The sequence below is a fragment of the Anoxybacillus mongoliensis genome (assembly GCF_014201515.1).
GTDB classification, from domain to species: Bacteria; Bacillota; Bacilli; order Bacillales; family Anoxybacillaceae; genus Anoxybacillus; species Anoxybacillus mongoliensis.
On record NZ_JACHEQ010000007.1, the window covers coordinates 44279 to 64005 of the forward strand.

Sequence of the window (19727 nt, forward strand, 5' to 3'; positions counted from 1 at the left end):
CAGATCGACTACTTCCTCACCAACTTCGCCACACTTTCCACATGTGCCGTATGTGGAAAGTGATCGAACGGTTGAATGTATTCGACGCGATATTGTTTTGCAAGTGTGTCGATGTCGCGAGCGAGGCTCGATGGATTACAGGAGACGTACACGACCGTTTTTGGTTTCACTTGTAAAATTGTTTTTAACAAGGCGTTGTCGCAGCCTGTTCGCGGTGGGTCGACGACGATAACGTCTGGTTTCCAGCCTTCTTTCACCCATTTCGGCAACAATACTTCTGCTTTTCCGACCGCATACGTGACGTTCGTCAAGCCATGGCGTTCTGCATTTTGACGCGCATCGTCAATCGCTTCAGGGATCGTGTCCATGCCGCGCACTTCTTTCGCCTCACGAGCAAGCCATAGACCGATTGTGCCGACGCCGCAATACGCATCGACGACTCGTTCGTTTTTTGTGAGCGCGGCTGCTTTTTTTACTTCATCATACAACTTGATCGTTTGAATCGGATTGAGTTGGAAAAAAGCGCGGGCGGATAGTTCAAACGATAAGTCGCCAAGCACTTCTTGAATGTACGGTTCACCGGCAAGCACAATGGTTTCATCACCAAAAATAAGCGACGTTTTTTGTCCGTTTATGTTTTGCGCGATCGATTTCACTTCTGGCAAGCGGCGCTTCACTTCAGCTACAAATAACTCTTTACGCGGCAATTCTTTTGTCGCTGTCACAATGACAAGTTGCACATCGCCTGTAAAAAACCCGACACGCGCTACAATCGTGCGCACGACACCTGTTTTTTTTCGCTCGTGATAAATCGGAATGCGCAAATCTTGTAAAATTGTTTTCACGACCGTTGTGACACGGTTTGTAGCGTCATGTTGAATGAAACAGCGGTCAATGTCAATCAGTTCGTGCGAGTTCATGCTGTAAAGTCCAGCGATGACGCGCCCTTTTTTCACTCCCACTTGAAATTGACTTTTGTTGCGATAGTGCCACGGGTCATCCATGCCAATCGTCGGACGAATATGAAGTTCTTCTACATTGAATCGACTATGGCGCTCTAGCGCTTGAATGACGATATCACGCTTTGCTTCTAATTGCGCATTGTAATCCAAATGTTGCAGTTGGCAACCGCCACATTTGTCATATACAGGGCAAAGTGGTTTAACGCGGTGCGGTGAGCGTTTTCGAATGCGTACGATTTTTCCTTCGGCATACGTCGGATACACATTCATCGCTTGAACGACGACTTCTTCTCCCGGAAGCGCTCCTGGAACAAATACGACTTGTTTTTTAAAATAGCCGACACCTTCTCCGTTAATGCCTAATCGTTTAATGGTGAGTGGAAATTGTTGTCCTTGTTGTAACATGGCGATCTCTCCTATTCAATACTTCTCCATAAATATAGCGACGCGTAGCTTAAATACGGCTCCCATCGCTTGCTTAACGCCTCCATTTGCGCCATTGAAGGTTTCGTTTCTAATGAAAGCAGTTTTTGTACGGCTCGCTGTAAGCCAATATCCGCTTTTGGAAACAAGTTCGGACGACCGAGCCCAAACAACAGGAAGTTTTGCACCGTCCACGGTCCGATGCCGCGCAACGGAAGCAAGGTGTCCATCACTTCTTTATCCGTTGCCTCCGCTAGCTTGTTTAGTGCTAATTTTCCTTCAGCAACGAGCCGCGAAATATCGATAATGTATTCCGACTTTTTTTGGCTAAATTGCAGCGCTTTCAGCTCATCGTACGATAAGCGGGCGATTTGTTCAGGGCGTGGGTAAAACCAAATTCCATCTATTTCACGCCCAAACGTTTTCACAAACCGCTCAGTCATTTTGTACGCCACTTTCATATGCAACTGCTGGTGAATAATGCATTTGATTAAGCAAAAATATAAATCCGGTTCTAACACAAGTGGCGTTCCTTCATGTTCACGGAAAATTTCCCGCAATTCCGTTTGCAAAAAATGCTCGTGAATCGGCAAAAGGGAGCGATCCCAATGCAATATGTGAAACAGGCGGGATAATATTGCTTCTTTTAATTGTTCGTACTGCGCTTCAACAAGAAAAGCCGGTGCTTGTTTTGTTCCAATACTGCGAACAGAAACAGCAACTGGGGTTTCATTTATATAAAGAGGCAAGACTAGCTGTTGTTTGCTGACATCGACTACAGATAACGGGTCTTGCGCTAACCGCTCTAATACACGTGAAAAATCGTATGGAGCTTCTACTTCAATTCGTTGTTGCCACATGTCTATTCCTACCTTTTTTCCTTCTATTATAACGAAACAAATCCCTTTGCACATCGTCAAAGGGAAAAAAGCCAAGTAGGAACATTCATTTTTTGCAGCATGAGATCGTCTAAGCTTTTAAAAACATATCCTTCTTTTCGCAAATCGTCAACAATTTTGGCAAGCGCATCGGCATTATCTTTTGACACCGTATGCAGCAGTATAATGGCGCCCGGATGAATTTGTTTCATGACGTTATTGTAAGCATATGACCATCCCTTTTGATCGTGAACGTGCCAATCGACGAACGCTAATGACCAAAAAACATGATAATAACCGAGTTCGCGCGCAACTGCAAGCGTCCGTTCGTCAAAAACGCCGCGCGGTGGACGCACATAGCGCATATACTTTTGTCCCGTCAACAGCTCTGTTTTTTTTCTGACCATTTCAAGCTCCTCACGCAACTTTTCATCGCTGATTGTCGTTAAATCGGGATGATGCCATGAGTGGTTTCCAACAATATGACCTTCTTTAACCATTCGTTTTACTAAATCGGGCGCCGATTGTAAATAATGACCAGTCACAAAAAACGTCGCGGGAACTTTTTTTTGTTTGAGTACGTCTAAAATTTGTGCGGTATAGCCGTTTTCGTATCCGTTATCAAATGTTAAATAAATATATTTTTTTGTCGGGTCGCCTAAATAAAATGCATCGTATTTGGCAAGTAATTCGTCTAACTGTTTTCCCGCAGAAGGGGGAATGTGATTTTCACTTCGCTGAAATCCCCATGACATTGCCTCTACTTGACTAAGCGGCAAACATAACAGGAAGAAAAAGAAAATAACCATTTTTTTCACTTCTTACACCTCCCAATTCCTTTCCATGATAGGTTGTGCAAAATGGGACATAAAAAATCCGCCTAGCTCATCACTAGACGGATTTCCATTAAAATACACGTTCTTTAAATTGGGCTAATTTTTCAAGCGATGATTTTTCGACATCTTCGTGCAAGCTGTTGCCATGCGAATCCATCGTGACGACAGCTGTAAAGTCTTTTACACGCAAATGCCACATCGCTTCTGGAATACCAAATTCTAAGAAGTCGACACCTTCAACAGATTGAATGCAATCCGCATAATATTGGGCTGCACCGCCGATAGCATTTAAGTACACGCCGCCATGTTCTTTTAACGCTGCCAATGTTTTTGCCCCCATGCCGCCTTTTCCGATGACCGCGCGAATGCCGAACTTTTTCATAATTTCCCCTTGGTAAGGCTCTTCACGAATGCTTGTCGTCGGACCAGCTGCTTTCACGTGCCACTTTCCGTTTTCATCTTTTAACATCACTGGTCCACAGTGATAAATGATTTGACCGTTTAAATCAACTGGGGCATCATGGTTCATTAAATGTTTATGAATCGCATCGCGACCTGTATAAATCATGCCGTTAATGCGAACAACATCCCCTACTTTTAGCGAACGAATTTGTTCTTCTGTAATTGGAGCCTCAAGTACAACTTCGCGCGCTTCTCCTACAACTTCGGTTTCTTCTTGTTGAAAATTGACGTCGTCTCCCTCTTGATATAACCATTCTTGAATGTCACCTGTATGCGGATCAATGATTACACCCAAACGACGAAACGCCCAACAGTTGTATGCGACGGAAACGAAAAAGCTTGCTGGGATGCGATGCATAACGCCGATCTTACAACCAAGTAGCGTCGTTTCTCCGCCAAATCCCATCGTACCGATGCCAAGTTTATTGGCCGCTTCCATAATATATTCTTCTAATTTGCGCAAATCTTCGTTCGGGTTCACATCGTCAACAGAGCGGAATAGTTGCTCCTTTGCTAAGTCGTATCCAGCAGAACGGTCGCCACCGATACCAACGCCAATAAATCCTGCGCTACAACCTTGTCCTTGCGCTTGATATACCGCATGTAAAATACATTTGCGAATGCCGTCTAAGTCACGTCCTGCACGCCCAAGTCCTTCTAATTCACACGGTAAGCTATATTGAATGTTTTTATTTTCACAGCCACCGCCTTTTAAAATTAAACGAACATCAATATAGTCTTTCTCCCATTGCTCGAATTTCATGACAGGCAGTCCGATTCCTAAATTATCACCGCTATTTTCACCTGTTAACGAATCAACCGAATTTGGACGCAATTTGCCGTCTTTCGTTGCTTGAGCGATCGCTCGGCGAATTGCCTCTTTCATCTCCATTTGATTAACTCCTACAGGCACTTTAATTTTAAATGTCGGCAACCCTGTATCTTGACAAATCGGCGATACATTTTCATCTGCCATTTGAATGTTTTGCACAATTGTCGCAAGCGACATCGCAGCTCTCGTTCCTGCGTTTTCGCGCATCTTCGCCTTAGCGATAGCGCGACGTACATCTTTCGGCAATTTCGTTGACGTTTCAACGATCAACTTGTACATACTTTCTTGAAACTTTTCCATCACGATTCCCTTCCCCTTTGTTCAATATGTAACAATTTTTTGAATTCTCCACTTTTATTATACATCTTTTCCAAATGTGAAAAAAAGCCGCTTAGCGACTTTTTTCCCAATCTTTTTTAAACCGCTCGTATTTCATTTCTAAGTCATCGATCATTTGAATAAGCCTGTCGATATCTTCTAATTCAGCCGTTTCCGGATCAATCGCTTCAAGCACTTCAAGAAACATATTTAAGCGCGTTTTTAAATAGGATAGTTGTAGATTTTGATCTGATACTGCGTTGCCCAACGTCGTCACCTCGCTTTTTCTTTATCGTACACGATCGCAACATCGTTGACAATCATTCCATTTCGTTTGCATAATTATCGTTAGGTCTATTTTAAATAAAAGGAGTTTGATTATGGGAACATTATTGCGTCAAGCAATTACTCCGACATTTGATCCTTGGGAAGCATATATGGATGTTGAGCAGTACGGAAGCATGCAGTTGACAAATATCGAGTTTACGACAACGACGCTCTGTAATATGCGTTGTGAGCATTGTGCGGTCGGTTATACGTTGCGTACGAAAGATCCTGAGGCGCTGCCGCTTGAACTTCTTCTTCGCCGCCTCGATGAAATCCCGCATTTGCGTTCGCTAAGTATTACAGGTGGCGAGCCAATGCTTTCTTTGAAATCTGTCGAACAATACGTCGTACCGCTGTTAAAATACGCGCATGAGCGTGGCGTACGCACACAAATTAACTCGAACTTAACGCTCGATTTAGAACGATACGAAAAAATTATTCCTTATTTAGACGTTTTGCATATTTCGCATAACTGGGGCACAATTGATGATTTCGTTGAAGGTGGCTTTGCGATGATGGAAAAAAAACCAACCGTCGCACAGCGTGAACGTTATTTTATACGCATGATTGAAAATGCACGTGCGATTTCGAATATGGGAGTAATTGTGTCGGCAGAAACAATGCTAAATAAGCGAACGCGACCACATTTGGAGACGATTCATCGTCAAATTGTGAATGAAATGGGCTGTAAACGCCACGAAGTGCATCCGATGTATTCGAGCGACTTCGCTAGCAGTTTAGAAACGTTAACGTTAGATGAACTGCGCGAAGCGATTCATCATTTACTCGATATACGTGATGAAAATGTTTGGATGTTGTTTGGTACATTGCCATTTTATCCATGCAGCGACAACAAAGAAGATTTAGCATTGTTAAAACGTTTATATGAAAGTAAAAACGTAACGGTAAGAAACGATCCAGATGGACGTTCAAGGCTAAATGTCAACATCTTTACTGGTGACATTATTGTTACTGATTTCGGTGATGAACCGACGCTCGGAAACATTCAAACCGACTCGCTTCTTTCTGCTTATGACAAATGGATGAAATCCGATTTAGCAAAATCGCTAAACTGCCATTGTCCGTCCGTCAAATGTTTAGGCCCAAACGTGCTTGTAAAAAACCGTTATTATCCGAATGTCGATTTTACAACAAGAAAAGCAAAAATTGAGCGATAAAAGAGCTTGTCGAACATCTCGACAAGCTTCTCTTGTCATCGTGGTACGTCGCTTGCGACAAAAGCGAATGAGATCCGATCTTGTACCGGAATCCAGGCACCGATGCCTTGCGATGTGACGTTTTTCACGACAATGCTTTTTTTCTTTCCTTTTAAGACGATATATACTTCCCCGTATGTCACTTTCCCTTTTTCATTGACCGCAGGGGCATAGGCATATAAGTATCCTAATTTTTTCGGTGGGACGTTATATGCTTGTTCTTTTTTTGTTCCCATGCCGATCCACGTGCTAAAAGAAAGTGGCAAGTTTGTCTTTTTCATCGCTGTTAAAAGCATCATTTTTTTCACATCTTCTTCATTCGGAATACTTGCAGTTAATCCGCCCCGAACTTGTTTTTGCATCTCTTGCCGATAAGTTAGCCGCACCGCTGTTTTTCCGCCCCGATTGTCAATAAAGTTTGTATTCACTTTTTGATACTCCCAATTTGTCGATGTTTCTGTCGATTCATAATTTAGCGGCCACTGTCCTAAATAAATCGTCGCTTCATAACCGATCGCAAACGGTGTGCTTGAAATCGACGATTCGTTTAAAAGACGAATTAATTCCGGATTTTCAATTTTAACATTCGCCGACTGAAGCAGTTGCTTAGCTAGTTCGCTTGGTTGCAAATACGGTAAGTTTTGCGTCGGATTTGGATACGTATTTTCTTTTGAAATGTCGATGACCGATGATGGAAGTTTGACCGTCGCTTCACTAATCGTTGGCATACATAAGAAAACGAACATGATGCTTAAAGCAAACCATCTTTTCATGCGCAGACTCCTTTCTTTTTGCGTCGTTCATCGTTATTTTTTTCAAAAGTGAACAATTTATCCTCTTTACAAAAAAAATCCGTCAGCCATTCCTGACGGATTACAGCAAATAAAATCCGATTCCCATAATCATATATGCTCCAAGCAATGTCGCTCCTTCAAACCAGTTCGTATCTCCATCGTTCGAAAGCACAATTGTTAACAATACCGCTGTCACCATTGCAACAAGTTCTGGGAGTGTAAAGACGAGCGCCATTTTCGTTGGAAACAAAAGTGATATAAGTACTAAAACAGGTGCAACAAACATCGCGATTTGAAGCGTTGAGCCGACAGCAATTTCAACAGCGACGTTCATTTTATTTTTATATGCCATAATAATGGCGGAAGCATGTTCAGCGGCATTTCCGACAATCGCGACAATAATGACACCAATAAACAATTCGCTCCAACCAAATGAATGAGCAACGACTTCAAACGTATGAACTAAGCTTTCTGATACATATGCGACAGCTACAGTAGCAAGCGCTAAAATAAGCATCGCTTTTCCTTTTGACCATTCAGGCTCTTCATGTTCTTCCACATCTTCTTTATGTTGATATACACCGCGATGCGTAACGAGTTTAAAATATAACGCTGCTAAGTAAAGAGCAATCATAATGACTGAAATGCCTACGCTCAACGACAGCGTCTTTTGTTCATTCATCGTCATCGAAAATACTTCTGGGATAACGAAAGCAACTAAAATAGCAAATGTTAGTAAACCTGAATTATGACGCGCATCATATACGTTAAATGATTGTCGTTTATATTTCAGACCGCCAACAAAAAACGATAATCCTGCCACAAGCAATAAGTTGCCAAGCACGGAACCCGTCAACGACGCCAACACGACACTCACTAAGCCAGCTTTGAGCGCAAAAATGGATATAATCAATTCTACTGCATTGCCAAATGTCGCATTTAACAAACCGCCAATGCGTGGCCCAGCTACGATAGCTAAGCTTTCTGTCGCTCGTCCCATATAACTAGCGAGCGCAATAATTGTGACACAATAAACGACAAACATCGGCGTTGCAGGCCAATGAAGCAAACTTCCTGCAATAGAAAGCGGCACACCAGTCGCCGTCAATAAAAAAAAGATGCGTTCCATCGAATCGTCCCCTTTTTCATTTGTGGAATATCAACCATATTTTACACAAATTCATTTCCGTTTTCATCTCTCTTTTTTATTGCTTCTTTTCATCAAACATTTTAACATCGAACATAGTGAACACGTTACAGGAGGAAACTATGCGACAACGTCACTTTTTCATTTTAGTTAGCATTGTCATGATTTCAGGTCTTTCTCAAGGACTATTGTTGCCGCTTATTTCTGTCATTTTTGAGCAGAGCGGTGTGCATTCCTCGCTTAGTGGCATACATGCGACAGCGATGTATATCGGAGTTCTAATCGTTTCTCCATTTTTAGAACGTCCGCTTCGTCGCTACGGCTTTAAACGTTTCATTATGATCGGCGGGGCAATCGTCATCGTTTCTTTAGCGATGTTTCCGATGTCATCATCGCTATCGTTTTGGTTTGTCCTTCGTTTGTTAATCGGAATTGGCGATCATATTCTTCATTTCGGTTCGCAAACGTGGATTACATATGCCTCCCCTATTCATCGACGCGGTCGCAACATTTCGTTGTATGGTTTATCGTTTGGCGTTGGTTTTATGATCGGACCGCTTCTCGTTCCGCTCGTTCACATGCACGAAGCGTTACCGTTTATCGTTTCATCATTGCTTAGCTTATGTGGATGGATATTATTATTTTTCCTACCACATACGTATCCACAAACGAGCGAGACCGAGAAAATCGGAACAGTTCGCTTTTTTCATGCTTGGAAACAAGCATGGCCCGCATTGTTGTTGCCGTTTGGTTACGGCTTTTTAGAGGCATCACTTCATAGCATGTTTCCTGTGTATGCGTTGCGACACGGCCTAAACATTGAGACGGTCGCCATGATACTTCCAGCGTTTGCGCTTGGCGGGATCGCTTTTCAACTTCCGCTCGGCACGTTAAGCGATCGTTTTTCACGAAAAACGATCATTGTCGTTTCGTTAACCATTGGAGCCATTTGTTTTATGATTGCACAGTGGCTCACTTCACCTGTGCAACTGACAACAACCTTTTTTATCGCTGGCATGTTTGTCGGTTCGCTTTTTTCACTGGGTATGGCGTATATGACAGACTTATTGCCAAAATCGCTTCTTCCTGTCGGCAACATTTTGTGCGGAATGTTATACAGCGTTGGCAGCATATGTGGCCCTGCCATTGGCGGTGTTGTACTACAACATCAAGACCAACTATTTTTCATTAGCGTCAGCTGTCTTCTACTTCTTTTATTATTTGCACAACGCCCGTTCACAAAATTTTCAAAATATTTTTCTAAAAAAAACGAAAAAAACATTGACGCTTTTTAACCCTCTGTTATATAATACAATTAAACAAAACAAACTGTTTTAAAACAGAGGGGAGAGCGATTATAATGAGCAGAGAAGAAAGAAAAAATATGATTGAATTTATTACAAAATTACGTAGCTTTAATCAAGAGCAACTCATCTATATGACAGATGCAGAAATTGAACATATTTACAACCAAACATACTATCATTACGAAGAGATCGCAGAATAAAGAGGGATGTGCAACACATCCCTCTTCTTTTTAATGGTATCCGTTTTGTCCGTTTGCGCTACTGCTTGTTTTATGTTTCGGACGACTTTTTCCTTTTTGCTTTGTTCCGCCGTCTTTTTTCGTTTTTTTCGTCACGTATATGCCCCCTTCATAACTGCCTTCACTTTTAATATGGTTTGCACAACTTTTTTTATGTGAGGAAATGACTACCGAATGCGCATTTTTCCTTCTCGCTTACAGCAAAAAATGGCATTCAACTCTCCGCCTAATACAATCATCATTCCTGATAAATAAAACCAAACCATCAATGCAATAATGCCACCGAGGCTACCATACATGGCGGAATAGTTACCAAATTGGTTCACATAGTAAGAAAAAGCAAGCGAGACGATCATCCAACCGACCGTCGCAAATAGCGACCCACTCCATACGTCACGGAATCGAACATATTTACTAGGGGCAAAAACGTATAACACAGAAAAAACAAAAAATAAAATGACAAAGCTAACAAACCAGCGAAGGGTTTCCCACACGTGCAAAAACACATCGGAAAGCCCAAACGATGAAAAAAGAAATGTACCAATCATTTTACCGAATACAGGGAAGACGAGCGCAACAATAATGACAAAAATCATCGCAAATGTAAGTAAAATCGAAATACCTCGCGAAACGAGAAAAGAGCGCGTTTCTTTCACATCGTATGCACGGTTTAAAGCGCGAATAATGGCCGACATGCCATTTGATGCAGCCCACACCGTCGCAAGAACGCTAAAGGACAACCATTTTCCACTTTGCGACTCCATCAACTGTTTCACGTTTGTTTCAATCAAATGTGCCGTTTCGCTTGGGGCATATTGACTTAAAAAGGCGATCACATCTTCATGCGGAATCGGCAAATATGATAAAAACGTCAACAGAAACAGTAAAAATGGAAATAAAGAAAGTAAAAAGAAATATGCCAACTCAGCAGATAAGTCAAAAACTTCATCTTCATCAAACCGTTTCATTAGCTCACGGACAACGGAAAAGCTAATAACCATCTTTCTCACCACCTCGCTCCTTATGTGGAGCGTTTGCGAATTAGCTCTCCAATCCACTCCATCACTTGCGGTGTTGTTTCTTTTACTTCACTTAGTTTATTCACAATAAACTGCAAATCATTCATCATTTCGTCCACATGTTGTCTCGTTTGATGAATGGTCTCCTTTATTTCTTCTACGCTATCCATCCACTCACGACACGTTTCTTTAACGAATTGTCTTGTTTTTTTATCAGATAACAACAAAGCTATGCCTGCTAATGCAATCCATTTCCCCTTCCCCATCGCTGTTACCTCCTTATAACGAATGATCCCGTTTTATTCGCTCCAATATATGCTTACATCCTTCTTCGACTAATTCGTACACCTCTTCAAAATTTCCTGTAAAGTACGGATCAGGGACATCGTCTACACGACGGTTTGGCACAAAATCCATAAAACGGGCAATCATAGCTTGTGACGGATCGCCGACAAGGCGACGAAGGTGAGCGATATTGTCGCTATCCATGCCAATGATATAATCAAATGTATGGAAATCTTCTTTTGAAATTTGACGTGCTTTTAACCCTGTAAAATCAATTTGTTTTTCCTTTAAAATGCGCTGAGTCCCATGATGTGGTGGTTTCCCCACATGCCAATTTCCTGTTCCTGCCGAATCAACGGAAATGGCTTGATCAAGCCCCTCCTGTTTTACAAGATGACGAAATACAGCTTCCGCCATCGGAGAACGACAAATATTCCCTAAACAAACGAATAGTACGCGAATCATTTCACTTCACCTCACATATAAAACAATGATACAATGAACGAAATTACTCATGAAAGGATGACGAATGTGCATTTATCGGTTGAACAAATGATCGAGCAAATAAAAGAAAAGTTAAAAGTATTAAATTTTGATGCCATTAAACCAGACCATTTTGATGAACAACTATACGACGAATTAAAAGATATATACGATATGGTGATGAGAAAGCAATCATTTAGTCCAAGCGAAATGCAAGCGATCGCTGAAGAGCTTGGAAACTTGCGAAAAAAATTATAAAATTGTTTGTCCGACAATGAGTAGCGACGGATGATCTGCCAGCGCAATTTCTTCATGCGTATCCGTATATCGTATATATGGACGTTGCATATGTTCAATAATTTTTGTCACGATGGCGTTTCTTCCGTCGCTCATTTTCACTGTTGTTCCTGGCAAATAAGCAGGAATGGTGTCAACAAACAGCCGCACAAGTTGTTGGCTATAGCGAATTCCACTCCGTGCCATAATAATTTCAAGCGCTTCGTGCGGTGGCACAAATTCGGAAGAAATTAAATTTTCATATTCGTTGGCAATCGCACAAATTTGAGCGTACAAATGAATGTTCGTTTCTTTTAGTCCTCGCGGTGTACCAGATCCGTCTGCATGTTCATGATGTTGATACGCCATATGCGCGCATAATAAACTCACTTCCCGCTCTTTTCGTAAATATTCAAATCCTTTCACTGTATGATGCTCTTCGCCTTCTATTTCTTTTCCAATGTCGTGAAATAACGCCCCAATCGCTACGTCACGCAATTGTAAATCGTTGAAATTCAGCTTCTTTCCTAGCTGCAACGACAATAATGCGACGTTGACCGCATGAGCGTACGGTTGCATGTCCATTGCAAGCGATGTCGCTGGAATGACCGCTAACACTTTTCTTTTTTTCACTTCATCAACGAGCTTTACCGCTAGTTTAAACAACGAACGAAGCGGTAATTCTTCACCCTTTCGTACAGCATCAAACGCTTGCTGAACAACGTCAATCGCATCCATCCACGATGGCATATCGAGCAACTCTTCCAACGTGATCCCTTCGGATACCGCATCTTCTACAAATACGTAACAAATATCCATCTGTTTTAGTCGTTCAACATATTTTGGATGAATTTTTCTTCCTGCTGCTAATAACACGCGACGATGGCGATCATAAATCGGGCGTGCCAATTCCATCGTTCGTTCATCGTATTCTTCTAATAAAATGAGTCGCAAACATATTCCACTCCCTTCAACATCTCCCATACAAACAGTATAATCATGTTTTTTTTCATTTGCCATGACGTTTTTTAAAAAATAAATTCCGATAGAAAAACTAGGATTGACATTCGAGTGAATTATGTTAAAATTTAAAACAATCAAACATTATAGGTGGTATGAGAAAGGAAGGTAACACATGATTACGTATGAAACATGGGATAGTGAACAAAAACCTACTTTTCCAATAGATAATGACGAAAAAGGGGCATTACACGTGCTCACATGGGCTTATGAACATTACGGTAAAGACCTTTTATATGCGTGCAGTTTCGGGATTGAAGGGATTGTGCTTATTGACCTTATTTCTCAGGTGAAAGATGACGCTGACATCGTGTTCCTCGATACACAGTTACATTTCGCTGAAACGTATGAAACAATTGAACGGGTTCAACTAGCATATCCCCGCTTGCGCATTCATTTACAAACACCTGCGTTATCACTTGAGGAACAAGAACAACAATTCGGCGCTGAACTTTGGAAAATGAACCCAAACAAATGTTGTGAACTAAGAAAAATTATCCCCCTTCGTCAAGCGATGGCAGAAAAAAAAGCATGGATTTCGGGACTGCGCCGTGAGCAATCGCCAACGCGACAACATGTTGAATTCATTAATCTCGATAAAAAGTTTCACAACATTAAAGTTTGCCCGCTTATTCATTGGACATGGAAAGACGTTTGGCGCTACGTGCATCGCCACAATCTTTCTTATAATCCACTTCATGATCGCGGATATCCAAGCATCGGTTGTGCACCATGTACATCCCCCGCCTATACGGAAGAAGATTTACGTTCTGGCCGATGGGCTGGGCTAGGAAAAACAGAATGCGGCTTGCACGAGTCGTAAAGGGGGGAACGCATTGGTTACAGTTGCTTTTATTATCGCTTTTTTCTTTGCGATGAACATTGGTGGAAGCGGTGCTGCAGCAACAATGGGTGCTGCTTACGGATCAGGCACATTGCCAAATAAACGAATCGCCCTATTCATATGTGCCGTTGCTATTTTTCTCGGCAGCTTAAGCGGAGGAGAAGTCGTTAAGACGATCGGTTCCGGCATCGTTCCTACATCGATTTTGAAAACAGATCTTGTCGTCATCGTTTTAGCAGCAGCAACCATTTCGTTATTCGCCGCGAACGTGCTTGGCATTCCGTTATCAACAAGCGAAATTACAGTCGGAGCGGTCGTTGGCGCAGGCATTGCGTACCAAAGTTTGTACATCAGCAAGCTTCTCTGGATCGTATCATTTTGGCTCATTACACCACTTGCTGCGTTTTCTTTCGCTTTTTTCATTAGCAAATGGTTAAAAGGAAAAACATTGAGACAAAACAAATGGGTCAGCTTTTTGCTTATTATCGCTGGATTTTTCGAGGCATTTTCAGCAGGAATGAACAATGTTGCCAACGCTGTCGGTCCTCTCGTCGGAGCAGGTTTATTATCCGTCAAACATGGCATCATTTTTGGCGGGTTGTTCGTTGCACTTGGGGCGCTTTTACTTGGAAGTCGCGTGTTAGAGACGAACGGAAAAAAAATCACAACCTTCTCTCAATTGGAAGGATGTGTTATTTCAGGAATCGGGGCAACGCTCGTTATCGTTTCATCTATTTTTGGTCTCCCCGTTCCGTTAACACAAATTACGACATCAGCCATCATCGGCATCGGCACAACGAAAAGCGGTTTTTCGATTTGGCAAAAACAAATTGTTATTCAAGTGTTGAAAGTATGGGTAGTATCTCCTATTTTTTCCTTAGCAGTTTCATATAGTTTAATTAAATTATTGCTTCATAGCGATGTTTATACAGCGATTGCGATCGTTAGCGTTTGCTTTGCCACACTCGGAACGATTAGCTTAAAAAAGACGATCACAGAGGAACGTCGTTCGTTTCACGAGCATGGCGGCGGCATTTAATCCTAGTTATTTTATAAGAATAATAAGCTTGGGAGGCATAAAAAATGAAACAAATTGTATTAAGTAAGGCAGAATTAAGTGACCTCGAATTACTTGCAATTGGCGGATACGAACCGCTCACTGGTTTTTTGGGAAAGGACGATTATGAGTCGGTTGTTGAAACGATGCGACTAACAAGCGGAGCCGTATGGAGCATCCCTATCACACTTGCGGTAACCGAACAACAAGCGAAACAGCTGTCGCTCGGGGATGAAGTCGAGCTCGTTTTTAATCAAACGGTATACGGCACAATAGAAGTGCAACATATATATCGGCCAGATAAAAGAAAAGAAGCGCTTCTTGTGTACCAGACGGAAGATTTGGCACACCCTGGCGTCAAAAAATTATTTGAAAAACCGGATATATATATCGGTGGACCTGTGAAGCTTGTGCGCCAAACAGACAAAGGAATTTTTTCGCCATTCTTTTTTACACCAAAAGAAACAAAACAACGGTTTGCGGAACTTGGCTGGAAAACAGTCGTCGGGTTTCAAACGCGCAATCCCGTTCATCGCGCCCATGAATACATTCAAAAATGTGCACTTGAAATGGTCGACGGTCTTTATTTAAATCCGCTCGTTGGCGAAACAAAAGATGACGACATCCCTGCAGACATTCGTCTAAAAAGTTATCAAGTATTGCTCGAACATTATTATCCAAAAGATCGTGTTTTCCTTGGAGTATTTACAGCTGCCATGCGCTATGCTGGGCCACGTGAAGCCATTTTCCACGCACTCGTACGTAAAAACTTCGGCTGCACACATTTTATTGTCGGTCGCGATCACGCGGGAGTTGGCAACTATTACGGCACATACGATGCACAAAAAATTTTCTTGCAGTTTACAAACGAAGAACTCGGCATTACTCCTCTCTTTTTCGAGCATAGCTTTTACTGCACAAAATGCGAAGCGATGGCGTCAACAAAAACGTGCCCGCATGATGCGACAGCTCATATCGTCCTTTCCGGCACAAAAGTACGAGAGATGTTGCGCGCTGGTGACATGCCGCCAAGTACATTTAGCCGACCTGAAGTGGTGCGCGTGCTCATGGATGGTTTACAAACGGTCGGAGGTGGGCGATGATGAATATTATTTGGCATAAAGAAAGTGTAACAAAAGAAGATCGAAGAAAGAAAAACAACCATCATAGTTTTGTCCTTTGGTTTACGGGATTATCAGGATCCGGGAAATCCACGTTAGCAAACGCTGTCGCGAAAACGTTGTTTGAACAAAATATTCACTGTTACGTACTTGATGGTGATAACGTGCGTCACGGTTTAAATAGCGATTTAGGTTTTTCTACGAAAGATCGCACTGAAAATATTCGTCGCATTGGCGAAGTCGCGAAATTGTTCGTCGATAGCGGCCAAATCGTGCTCACTGCTTTTATTTCTCCGTTTCGCCAAGATCGCCAACTCGTTCGTAATAAACTCGAACAAGATGAATTTGTTGAAGTTTATGTCCGCTGTCCACTTGAAACATGCGAACAACGCGATCCAAAAGGATTATATAAAAAAGCGAGAAATGGAGAAATTCGTGACTTCACTGGCATCGATTCGCCATATGAACCGCCGTTATCGCCAGACTTCGTCGTCGATACAGATCAATATTCAATTGACCAATGCGTTCAACAAATCATTTCTTACTTAAAAAATAAACAATGGATTTAGGTGAAGACAATGGGAAAAGTATATTTAGTCGGCGCTGGTCCTGGGGATCCTGAACTTATTACGGTAAAAGGATTAAGATGTATTCAACAAGCAGATGTCATTTTATATGACCGCCTTATTAACGAACAGCTTTTATCGTTTGCGAAACATGATGCCGATTTAATTTATTGTGGGAAGCTACCAAATTACCATACAATGAAACAAGAGACGATTCATCGTTTTTTAGTGAAGTATGCAAAAAAAGGTAAAATTGTAACAAGATTAAAAGGTGGCGATCCTTTTCTATTCGGACGTGGCGGTGAAGAAGCACAAGCGCTTATAAAACATCGCATTCCGTTTGAAATCGTTCCCGGAGTGACATCTGGCATCGCCGTCCCAGCATATGCGGGAATTCCTGTCACTCATCGCGATTTTAGCGGAAGCGTTGCATTTGTGACGGGTCATCGCCGACTCGACGCCGTAGACGCTGTGCAATGGGAACATTTAGCGAAAGGCGTGGACACACTCGTCATTTATATGGGTGTTAAACATCTTCCGTCGATTTGTAAACAGTTACAGCGATACGGAAAACGACCGCAAACCCCTGTTGCGATCATTCAATGGGGAACGGTCCCTGAACAAAAAACAGTTGTAGCAACGTTACAGACGATTGTAGATACTGTAAAGAAACAGGCGATCTCTAATCCAAGTATCATTATTGTCGGAGAAGTTGTTCAGCTACATGAGCAGCTGCAATGGTTTGAAACGATGTTAGAAGAAAAAATGGCACATGGAATGAGGTAACGTATGAAAGCTGTATTATATATTTGTCATGGAAGCCGTTCAGTAGAAGGACAAAGAGAGGCGATCGCTTTTGTTGAACGCCTCTCTTCTTCGATCTCCATCCCCATTCAACATGTATGCTTTTTAGAATTATGCGAGCCGAATATTGTCGCAGGGGTGGAACGTTGTGTTCGCGACGGAGCAACGACGATTTTAGCTGTTCCACTTTTACTATTGTCAGCGAATCATGCCAAACGCGACATTCCGTATGAATTAGAAAAAGCAAAAGAGATGTTTCCTTCTGTGACGATTACATACGGAAAGCCATTCGGTGTACAATATGATATCGTTTCTGCTCTGTCCGCGACGATCGAACACACTGATGCCATTGTACTAGTTGGTCGCGGAAGTAGCGATACTGAGGCACAAGCGGATTTTAGACAGATCGCACATTTACTACAACATGAGACAAACATCACTGTATATCCGTGCTATTTAGCGGCTGCCTTCCCTTCTTTTTCCGACGTTATCACTTCGCTTGCTCAAACAACAGAGCGTAAGCGAGTGGCTGTTGTTCCGTACATTTTATTTTTTGGCCAGTTGCTTGACTACATTCATCAGACGTTGCAAGCAAACCAAACGAGCGAAGTGTCGTTTACGTTGTATCCTCCCGTTCGAACATACGATGTTTTAGATCGCCTCGTTGAAAAACAAGTGAAGGAATGGGGATGAAAGTATGCTCCCTTTTTTCGTACGCATGACAGGGAAAAAAGTTGTTATTGCTGGCGGGGGACGGATTGCGTATCGCCGCCTTCTCCCTCTTTTACATGAGGGAGCTTATATTACCGTCATTAGCCCAGAAGCGATCGACGCCATTGTTCATTTAGCCGAACAAAAACGAATTACGTGGCACCCCCGTCCCATTGAACCGACCGATTATAGCGATGCTTTTTTGATTATTGCGGCGACAAACGACCCGCATGTCAATGAGCAAATCGCTACATATGCAGCACCCAACCAACTTGTCAACGTAGCGAGCAACCATCTTCTCGGCAACGTTCATGTACCTGCATCTTTTTCGCGTGGAAAATTACAAATTGCCATTACGACAGGTGGAGCAAGCCCTGCACTTGCGAAAGAAATAAAAAAACAACTAGAACAAATATTTGACGAATCGATTGCCGAGCATGTCGAACAACTATATAAACAACGCCAAAAGCAAAAAGAAGAGCATTGACAGCTCTTTCTTTTATGCCTCTAGCAACAATACTTCTAATGAAGGAGTGCGGGATACGTAACCAACGGCAACGACCGTATAAGACTTATTTGGTTGGAAGCGTACATTGGGAATCGATAAAACCACTTGATTTGTTCCTGCGACTCGCACATCGACATGTAATTTTTCGTTGACTGGCGCTTCAATGTAATCCGTCACCTTTCCAAATGAGGCATTGCGAAATAGCACATCGCCATTGCGCAACGCAATATCTACCGCTGGGGCATCTGGGGAAAAGTGGGCGAAACGCACTTTCGCTTTTCCGTGCGGCGCATATGGTTGGTCGATCATAGAAAGAAGTTGTAAGCGATGCACATCACCGATCACCGCAAGCGTATACGTCATTTTCGGCAATATTTGAATCGTTTGACTAAGAACTGGAGACGTCGTATGTCCTGCTGGATACACATCGATGCGATGCTCTCCTTTTGGTATTTTCATATATTGACTGAGTTGTTTATATTTCGCATTTCGTAATATTTTTTGCCCATTGACATATACATCAACCGCAGGAGCATTAGGCGATGCGTGAAATAAACGAACTCGTCCGGCGTCATCATCTCTGTCTTCTTCGCGTGACTTCACGACTTTTTCTACATACTCCATATGTTTTCGCATATACTTTTCATACTGATCCCAATCTTTATATTGATAATAACGCGCCAACAAATCATACATAACTGCTTTTTGGATGTAACGATCCATTTCGTTCACAACTGTTCCTCCCTCGTAAATCTTTTTACGTATTCAACGTATGCAATACAGGGTAGGCTGTTGTATGATTTTTATAGAAAATTTTCAGCGAAGGAGATAAATAGATGATCGTTCGTTATTTCATCGTCGCGCACGGGCGCGTACAAGGGGTAGGATTTCGTTACTTCGCTCAATACGAAGCAAGAAAACGAGGATTAACTGGCTGGATAAAAAATTGTGATGCCGATCATATGATCGAAATGGAAGTTCAAGGGGAAGTGGAAAAGGTTGAAGTGTTTGTTGATAAAATAAAACAAGGACCACCGTTTGCGTATGTAGAACGCATAGAACAATACGCCATTCCTACCGTCTCTCATGAAACGGCTTTTCGCATAATATACTGAAAAAAGCTGACCGAAGTCAGCTTTTTTCATGACAACTAGTGCTACATGATCCCTTGACAGAACAAGCCGCACATGTACCACGTTTACTTTTTTGAATAAAACGAAAAATCGTCCATCCCGCATATCCGAAAATGATTGATCCGATAACAACATTTACAATCATATATATCCCTTCC

At 42.2% G+C, this 19727-nt stretch carries 25 protein-coding genes; 12 read left to right on the forward strand and 13 right to left on the reverse strand.

Annotation, left to right across the window (positions count from 1 at the left end; translation table 11 throughout):
* Positions 1–8 precede the first annotated feature (8 nt).
* The 5 genes from rlmD to HNR43_RS07865 form a co-directional block, all read right to left on the reverse strand.
* Complete coding sequence (gene rlmD, locus HNR43_RS07845) at positions 9–1367, reverse strand: 23S rRNA (uracil(1939)-C(5))-methyltransferase RlmD (RefSeq protein ID WP_183242770.1); 1359 nt, start codon at positions 1365–1367, stop codon at positions 9–11.
* An 11-nt stretch (positions 1368–1378) separates the two neighbouring features.
* Positions 1379–2245 carry a DNA-3-methyladenine glycosylase family protein gene (locus HNR43_RS07850; protein WP_183242772.1) on the reverse strand — a complete coding sequence of 289 codons (867 nt, stop codon included), beginning with the start codon at positions 2243–2245 and terminating at the stop codon, positions 1379–1381.
* Positions 2246–2301: 56 nt separating this feature from the next.
* Entirely contained in the window at positions 2302–3072 is a 771-nt protein-coding gene (pdaA, locus tag HNR43_RS07855; protein ID WP_183242950.1) for a delta-lactam-biosynthetic de-N-acetylase, read from the reverse strand.
* A gap of 97 nt (positions 3073–3169) precedes the next feature.
* The gene (locus tag HNR43_RS07860) at positions 3170–4693 is read right to left on the reverse strand and encodes a fumarate hydratase (RefSeq protein WP_183242948.1); all 1524 of its coding nucleotides are present in this window, start codon (positions 4691–4693) and stop codon (positions 3170–3172) included.
* Positions 4694–4784: 91 nt separating this feature from the next.
* A complete protein-coding gene (locus HNR43_RS07865; RefSeq protein ID WP_183242774.1) occupies positions 4785–4979 on the reverse strand; it encodes an SE1561 family protein in 195 nt (64 codons plus the stop codon).
* Positions 4980–5091: 112 nt separating this feature from the next.
* Here HNR43_RS07865 and yfkAB point away from each other — a divergent pair, with 112 nt between their 5' ends.
* Positions 5092–6216 (forward strand): radical SAM/CxCxxxxC motif protein YfkAB, encoded by a 1125-nt coding sequence (gene yfkAB, locus HNR43_RS07870; RefSeq protein WP_183242776.1) that lies wholly within the window; start codon positions 5092–5094, stop codon positions 6214–6216.
* A 35-nt stretch (positions 6217–6251) separates the two neighbouring features.
* Here yfkAB and HNR43_RS07875 read toward each other — a convergent pair whose 3' ends face one another.
* Positions 6252–7028 carry a YfkD famly protein gene (locus HNR43_RS07875; RefSeq protein WP_183242778.1) on the reverse strand — a complete coding sequence of 259 codons (777 nt, stop codon included), beginning with the start codon at positions 7026–7028 and terminating at the stop codon, positions 6252–6254.
* Positions 7029–7128: 100 nt separating this feature from the next.
* Positions 7129–8178 carry a calcium/proton exchanger gene (gene cax, locus HNR43_RS07880; protein WP_183242780.1) on the reverse strand — a complete coding sequence of 350 codons (1050 nt, stop codon included), beginning with the start codon at positions 8176–8178 and terminating at the stop codon, positions 7129–7131.
* A gap of 140 nt (positions 8179–8318) precedes the next feature.
* Between cax and HNR43_RS07885 the strand changes: the two genes are divergently transcribed.
* Positions 8319–9491 (forward strand): MFS transporter, encoded by a 1173-nt coding sequence (locus HNR43_RS07885; protein ID WP_183242782.1) that lies wholly within the window; start codon positions 8319–8321, stop codon positions 9489–9491.
* A 65-nt stretch (positions 9492–9556) separates the two neighbouring features.
* Positions 9557–9703 carry a BH0509 family protein gene (locus tag HNR43_RS07890; RefSeq protein WP_032101078.1) on the forward strand — a complete coding sequence of 49 codons (147 nt, stop codon included), beginning with the start codon at positions 9557–9559 and terminating at the stop codon, positions 9701–9703.
* Between the two features lie 206 nt (positions 9704–9909).
* Here the strand turns inward: HNR43_RS07890 and HNR43_RS07895 are convergent, their stop codons facing one another.
* The 3 genes from HNR43_RS07895 to HNR43_RS07905 are packed head-to-tail and all read right to left on the reverse strand — an operon-like array spanning position 9910 to position 11511.
* A complete protein-coding gene (locus tag HNR43_RS07895) occupies positions 9910–10743 on the reverse strand; it encodes a YihY/virulence factor BrkB family protein (RefSeq protein WP_183242952.1) in 834 nt (277 codons plus the stop codon).
* A 20-nt stretch (positions 10744–10763) separates the two neighbouring features.
* Entirely contained in the window at positions 10764–11027 is a 264-nt protein-coding gene (locus HNR43_RS07900; protein WP_183242784.1) for a glycine/betaine ABC transporter substrate-binding protein, read from the reverse strand.
* A gap of 13 nt (positions 11028–11040) precedes the next feature.
* Complete coding sequence (locus HNR43_RS07905; protein ID WP_183242786.1) at positions 11041–11511, reverse strand: low molecular weight protein-tyrosine-phosphatase; 471 nt, start codon at positions 11509–11511, stop codon at positions 11041–11043.
* A 57-nt stretch (positions 11512–11568) separates the two neighbouring features.
* On the opposite strand from HNR43_RS07905, the gene HNR43_RS07910 reads away from it, so the two are divergent.
* On the forward strand, positions 11569–11787 hold the full coding sequence (locus tag HNR43_RS07910; protein WP_032101018.1) for a DUF1128 domain-containing protein: 219 nt from the start codon (positions 11569–11571) through the stop codon (positions 11785–11787).
* Here HNR43_RS07910 and HNR43_RS07915 read toward each other — a convergent pair.
* Positions 11782–12759, reverse strand: coding sequence for an HD-GYP domain-containing protein (locus tag HNR43_RS07915; RefSeq protein WP_183242788.1), 978 nt, complete (start codon positions 12757–12759; stop codon positions 11782–11784). The two genes, HNR43_RS07910 and HNR43_RS07915, sit on opposite strands and share 6 nt — an antisense overlap.
* A gap of 181 nt (positions 12760–12940) precedes the next feature.
* Here HNR43_RS07915 and HNR43_RS07920 point away from each other — a divergent pair, with 181 nt between their 5' ends.
* The 7 genes from HNR43_RS07920 to HNR43_RS07950 are packed head-to-tail and all read left to right on the forward strand — an operon-like array spanning position 12941 to position 18415.
* Positions 12941–13648: a phosphoadenylyl-sulfate reductase gene (locus HNR43_RS07920; RefSeq protein WP_183242790.1), complete on the forward strand. Its 708-nt coding sequence runs from the start codon at positions 12941–12943 to the stop codon at positions 13646–13648.
* Between the two features lie 13 nt (positions 13649–13661).
* Positions 13662–14708: a sulfate permease gene (gene cysP / locus HNR43_RS07925; protein WP_183242791.1), complete on the forward strand. Its 1047-nt coding sequence runs from the start codon at positions 13662–13664 to the stop codon at positions 14706–14708.
* Between the two features lie 44 nt (positions 14709–14752).
* On the forward strand, positions 14753–15829 hold the full coding sequence (gene sat, locus HNR43_RS07930) for a sulfate adenylyltransferase (RefSeq protein WP_183242793.1): 1077 nt from the start codon (positions 14753–14755) through the stop codon (positions 15827–15829).
* On the forward strand, positions 15829–16416 hold the full coding sequence (cysC, locus tag HNR43_RS07935) for an adenylyl-sulfate kinase (protein WP_183242954.1): 588 nt from the start codon (positions 15829–15831) through the stop codon (positions 16414–16416). Before sat ends, cysC begins: the two co-directional genes overlap by 1 nt.
* Positions 16417–16425: 9 nt before the next feature.
* Complete coding sequence (gene cobA / locus HNR43_RS07940) at positions 16426–17199, forward strand: uroporphyrinogen-III C-methyltransferase (protein ID WP_183242795.1); 774 nt, start codon at positions 16426–16428, stop codon at positions 17197–17199.
* Positions 17200–17202: 3 nt separating this feature from the next.
* Positions 17203–17910, forward strand: a complete 708-nt coding sequence (locus HNR43_RS07945; RefSeq protein ID WP_183242797.1) for a sirohydrochlorin chelatase — start codon at positions 17203–17205, stop codon at positions 17908–17910.
* Positions 17911–17914: 4 nt separating this feature from the next.
* Positions 17915–18415: an NAD(P)-dependent oxidoreductase gene (locus HNR43_RS07950; RefSeq protein ID WP_183242799.1), complete on the forward strand. Its 501-nt coding sequence runs from the start codon at positions 17915–17917 to the stop codon at positions 18413–18415.
* A gap of 12 nt (positions 18416–18427) precedes the next feature.
* On the opposite strand, the gene HNR43_RS07955 is transcribed toward HNR43_RS07950, so the two are convergent.
* Positions 18428–19159 (reverse strand): DUF4397 domain-containing protein, encoded by a 732-nt coding sequence (locus HNR43_RS07955; protein WP_221248237.1) that lies wholly within the window; start codon positions 19157–19159, stop codon positions 18428–18430.
* A 113-nt stretch (positions 19160–19272) separates the two neighbouring features.
* Between HNR43_RS07955 and HNR43_RS07960 the strand changes: the two genes are divergently transcribed.
* The gene (locus tag HNR43_RS07960) at positions 19273–19551 is read left to right on the forward strand and encodes an acylphosphatase (protein ID WP_183242803.1); all 279 of its coding nucleotides are present in this window, start codon (positions 19273–19275) and stop codon (positions 19549–19551) included.
* A gap of 16 nt (positions 19552–19567) precedes the next feature.
* Here HNR43_RS07960 and HNR43_RS07965 read toward each other — a convergent pair whose 3' ends face one another.
* Positions 19568–19714: a FeoB-associated Cys-rich membrane protein gene (locus HNR43_RS07965; RefSeq protein WP_183242805.1), complete on the reverse strand. Its 147-nt coding sequence runs from the start codon at positions 19712–19714 to the stop codon at positions 19568–19570.
* Positions 19715–19727 lie beyond the last annotated feature (13 nt).